The organism is Helicobacter sp. T3_23-1056, from assembly GCF_053654535.1.
This window is the reverse complement of the sequence record NZ_JBSIUU010000062.1, coordinates 1-2,682: the sequence shown is the minus strand read 5'-3', so window position 1 is coordinate 2,682 and position 2,682 is coordinate 1. Positions and strand designations below refer to the sequence as shown.

At 41.6% G+C, this 2,682-nt stretch carries 8 protein-coding genes; 5 read left to right on the top strand and 3 right to left on the bottom strand.

What is annotated here, in order from left to right; translation table 11 throughout:
* Positions 1–177: 177 nt before the first annotated feature.
* Positions 178–444 (top strand): hypothetical protein, encoded by a 267-nt coding sequence (locus tag ACWIUO_RS13580; protein ID WP_454178422.1) that lies wholly within the window; start codon positions 178–180, stop codon positions 442–444.
* Between the two features lie 48 nt (positions 445–492).
* Here the strand turns inward: ACWIUO_RS13580 and ACWIUO_RS13575 are convergent, their stop codons facing one another.
* Both ACWIUO_RS13575 and ACWIUO_RS13570 read right to left on the bottom strand, forming a co-directional pair.
* The gene (locus tag ACWIUO_RS13575) at positions 493–966 is read right to left on the bottom strand and encodes a hypothetical protein (RefSeq protein WP_454178421.1); all 474 of its coding nucleotides are present in this window, start codon (positions 964–966) and stop codon (positions 493–495) included.
* Positions 967–1,097: 131 nt separating this feature from the next.
* Entirely contained in the window at positions 1,098–1,289 is a 192-nt protein-coding gene (locus ACWIUO_RS13570; RefSeq protein ID WP_454178420.1) for a hypothetical protein, read from the bottom strand.
* 16 nt (positions 1,290–1,305) lie between these two features.
* On the opposite strand from ACWIUO_RS13570, the gene ACWIUO_RS13565 reads away from it, so the two are divergent.
* Positions 1,306–1,467: a hypothetical protein gene (locus ACWIUO_RS13565; RefSeq protein WP_454178419.1), complete on the top strand. Its 162-nt coding sequence runs from the start codon at positions 1,306–1,308 to the stop codon at positions 1,465–1,467.
* Here ACWIUO_RS13565 and ACWIUO_RS13560 read toward each other — a convergent pair.
* Positions 1,451–1,576 (bottom strand): hypothetical protein, encoded by a 126-nt coding sequence (locus ACWIUO_RS13560; RefSeq protein WP_454178418.1) that lies wholly within the window; start codon positions 1,574–1,576, stop codon positions 1,451–1,453. The genes ACWIUO_RS13565 and ACWIUO_RS13560 overlap by 17 nt on opposite strands.
* A gap of 79 nt (positions 1,577–1,655) precedes the next feature.
* On the opposite strand from ACWIUO_RS13560, the gene ACWIUO_RS13555 reads away from it, so the two are divergent.
* The 3 genes from ACWIUO_RS13555 to ACWIUO_RS13545 all read left to right on the top strand — a co-directional run bounded on the left by ACWIUO_RS13555 (position 1,656) and on the right by ACWIUO_RS13545 (position 2,351).
* The gene (locus ACWIUO_RS13555; RefSeq protein WP_454178417.1) at positions 1,656–1,829 is read left to right on the top strand and encodes a hypothetical protein; all 174 of its coding nucleotides are present in this window, start codon (positions 1,656–1,658) and stop codon (positions 1,827–1,829) included.
* 73 nt (positions 1,830–1,902) lie between these two features.
* On the top strand, positions 1,903–2,187 hold the full coding sequence (locus ACWIUO_RS13550) for a hypothetical protein (RefSeq protein WP_454178416.1): 285 nt from the start codon (positions 1,903–1,905) through the stop codon (positions 2,185–2,187).
* Positions 2,169–2,351, top strand: a complete 183-nt coding sequence (locus ACWIUO_RS13545) for a hypothetical protein (protein ID WP_454178415.1) — start codon at positions 2,169–2,171, stop codon at positions 2,349–2,351. The genes ACWIUO_RS13550 and ACWIUO_RS13545 overlap by 19 nt, the downstream gene beginning before the upstream one ends.
* The last annotated feature ends 331 nt before the right edge of the window (positions 2,352–2,682 follow it).

Below are 2,682 nucleotides of genomic sequence, written 5' to 3'. Positions count from 1 at the left end.
AGCGTGGCAATCCACATAAAAACCCCACACCTTAGCACGAGGTGGATTTTTTTTCTATTTTTCCCTTGTTGTTCCCCCTCCCTTGCGGAGGGGGATTAAGGGGGTGGGTATTTTTATTTAGAAAAAGACATTTTTGTCATTGCGAGCAATTAGATTTTGCGTTTTTAGCAAAATCTAATGCGTGGCAATCTATTTTGTTTTTATTGTAGAGTGGATTGCCACGAATCTAGTCTTTTTAAAAAAAGCCTAGATTCTCGCAATGACGACAATGTAAATTCTTTCAATGACGGCAACTTTTCTTACGCTAAAAATCCTTGTCATACTGAGCGAAGCGAAGTATCTTTTACCCTCAAAACTCAAACAGAGATATTTCGCGCTTACGCGCTCAATATGACAAAGAAAATTCCGTCATTGCAGACAATGATTCTACTTCTGTCATTGTGAGCAAAACACAAGACTTGCGTGGCATAAGCCACACTCGCAATGACGAATCTACCCACCCCCTAGCCACCTCCGCAAGGGAGGGGCTTTTTTGGATTGCCACGCGTGGCGTAGCCACGCTCGCAATGACAGCAATGCAATTTTTAGCAATGGCAGGATTTTCCACCCCATTACGGATTCGCATACTTCTTGTCCCCCCTCCCTTGCGGAGGGGGTTTTTGCTTCAGCTAACGCCTCGCAACCCGTTGGGTGGGGGTGGGTTTTCTTGTAACGATGAGATTTTGCGTTGCAGTCATTGCGAGCGGATTTGATAAAATCCGCGTGGCAATCTATTGATTCCGTATTACATTGTGGATTACCACGCAAGTCTTGCGACTTGCTCGCAATGACGGAGTGGTTGTCGTCATTGCGAGAATTTGCAACTTTGTCATTGAAAGTTACATTGCCGTCATTGAAAGAGTTTGCATTGCCGTCATTGCGAGCGCAACTTGTTGCGCGTGGCAATCTATCACTATAAAATGCCAAAAACACGATTTTGACAAAACTAATAAATGGATTGCCACGCGGATTTTATACAAAATCCGCTCGCAATGACGGAATTTTCTTTGTCATATTGAGCGCGTAAGCGCGAAATATCTCTGTTTGAGTTTTGCATTTTAGAGATACTTCGCTTCGCTCAGTATGACAAGAGTGTAGATTGCCACGATTTTGCAATTTTTGACAAAGTTGCAAAATCTCGCAATGACGGAAAACCCCCCCCCCTTAATCCCCCTCGTGCTAAGGGAGGGGAAAACCCTGTTATTGAAAGAATTTGCATTGCAGTCATTGCGAGCAATTAGATTTTGCATTTTTTAGCAAAATCTAATGCGTGGCAATCCAAACACTATAATTTGTCATACTAAGTTATTACAAAAACCGAAGCAACTCACAAAGCAACACCCCCCGCCGTCATTGCGAGCAAGTCGCAAGACTTGCGTGGCAATCTATAACAAAAAATTACAAAAAGGCGTTATTTGGCTTTTTTAATTGTGGATTGCCACGATTCTAGGCTTTTGTTAAAAAGCCTAGAATCTCGCAATGACAAATAAAACGCCTTGAGATATTTTGGGCTAAAGCCCTTTAGTATGATAATCACTTTGTAATGCAATTTTTTTTGCAAATTTTTTGTAAAAATTCGCAAGACTTTACAATATCTTGCAATGCCAATATTTACAATGCCAATAAAAAAAATAAAAAATGCAAAAATCCAAGAGTTGCCACAAAGAGTTGCCCAAAAAATCTTAAATAGCACAACCACAGCACAAAGACACCTAGACCACACGAGTTTTCCGCGTGGCTATCCACCCTCTCATCGTCATTGCGAGCAAGTCGCAAGACTTGCGTGGTAATCTATTTCTGCGAAAATACCAAAAAAACACGATTTTGACAAAAACTAAATAAATAGATTGCCACGCGGATTTTATGCAAAATCCGCTCGCAATGACGAATAAACTCTTTGAGTTACTTCGCTTCGCTCAGTATGACAAAATTTTTTTGTGGATTGCCACGCAAGTATTGCGACTTGCTCGCAATGACAGCGTTATTTCCCCCTCCCTTAGCACGAGGTGGATTTTTTCTTTTTGTTCCCCCTCCCTTGCGGAGGGGGCTAGGGGGTGGGTATTTTTTTATTTGGAAAAAGATATTTTGTCATTGCGAGAATCTGCGACTTTGTCAAAAATTGCAGATTCGTGGCAATCCACTTTGTAATAAAAAACAAAATAGATTGCCACGCGTTGCGTTGCAACGCTCGCAATGACGGAAGCAGAGTCATTGTCTGTAATGACGGCATTTTCTTTGTCATATTGAGGGCAAAGCCCGAAATATCTCTATTTATTTGCGCTTTTAGAGATACTTCGCTTCGCTCAGTATGACAAAATTTTTTTGTGGATTGCCACGCTCACTGCGTTCGCTCGCAATGACGAATCTACCCACCCCCTTTTATCCCCCTCCGCAAGGGAGGGGGAAATCCTCTCCATAAATCAAGTCCAAATCCAAGATTTACCCTTCATAAACCCAAAACCTAAATAAGCCTAAGCCAAGTCTAAATCCTAAGTTTTGCCCCCCTACATAAATCAAACCCAAACCCAAATAAGCCTTAGCCTAAATAAACCTTAGTCCAAGATTTACCCCCTCCATAAGTCAATCCTAAGCCCAAATAAGACTACACCTAAGATTTGATTCCCTCCATAAACCAAACTTAAT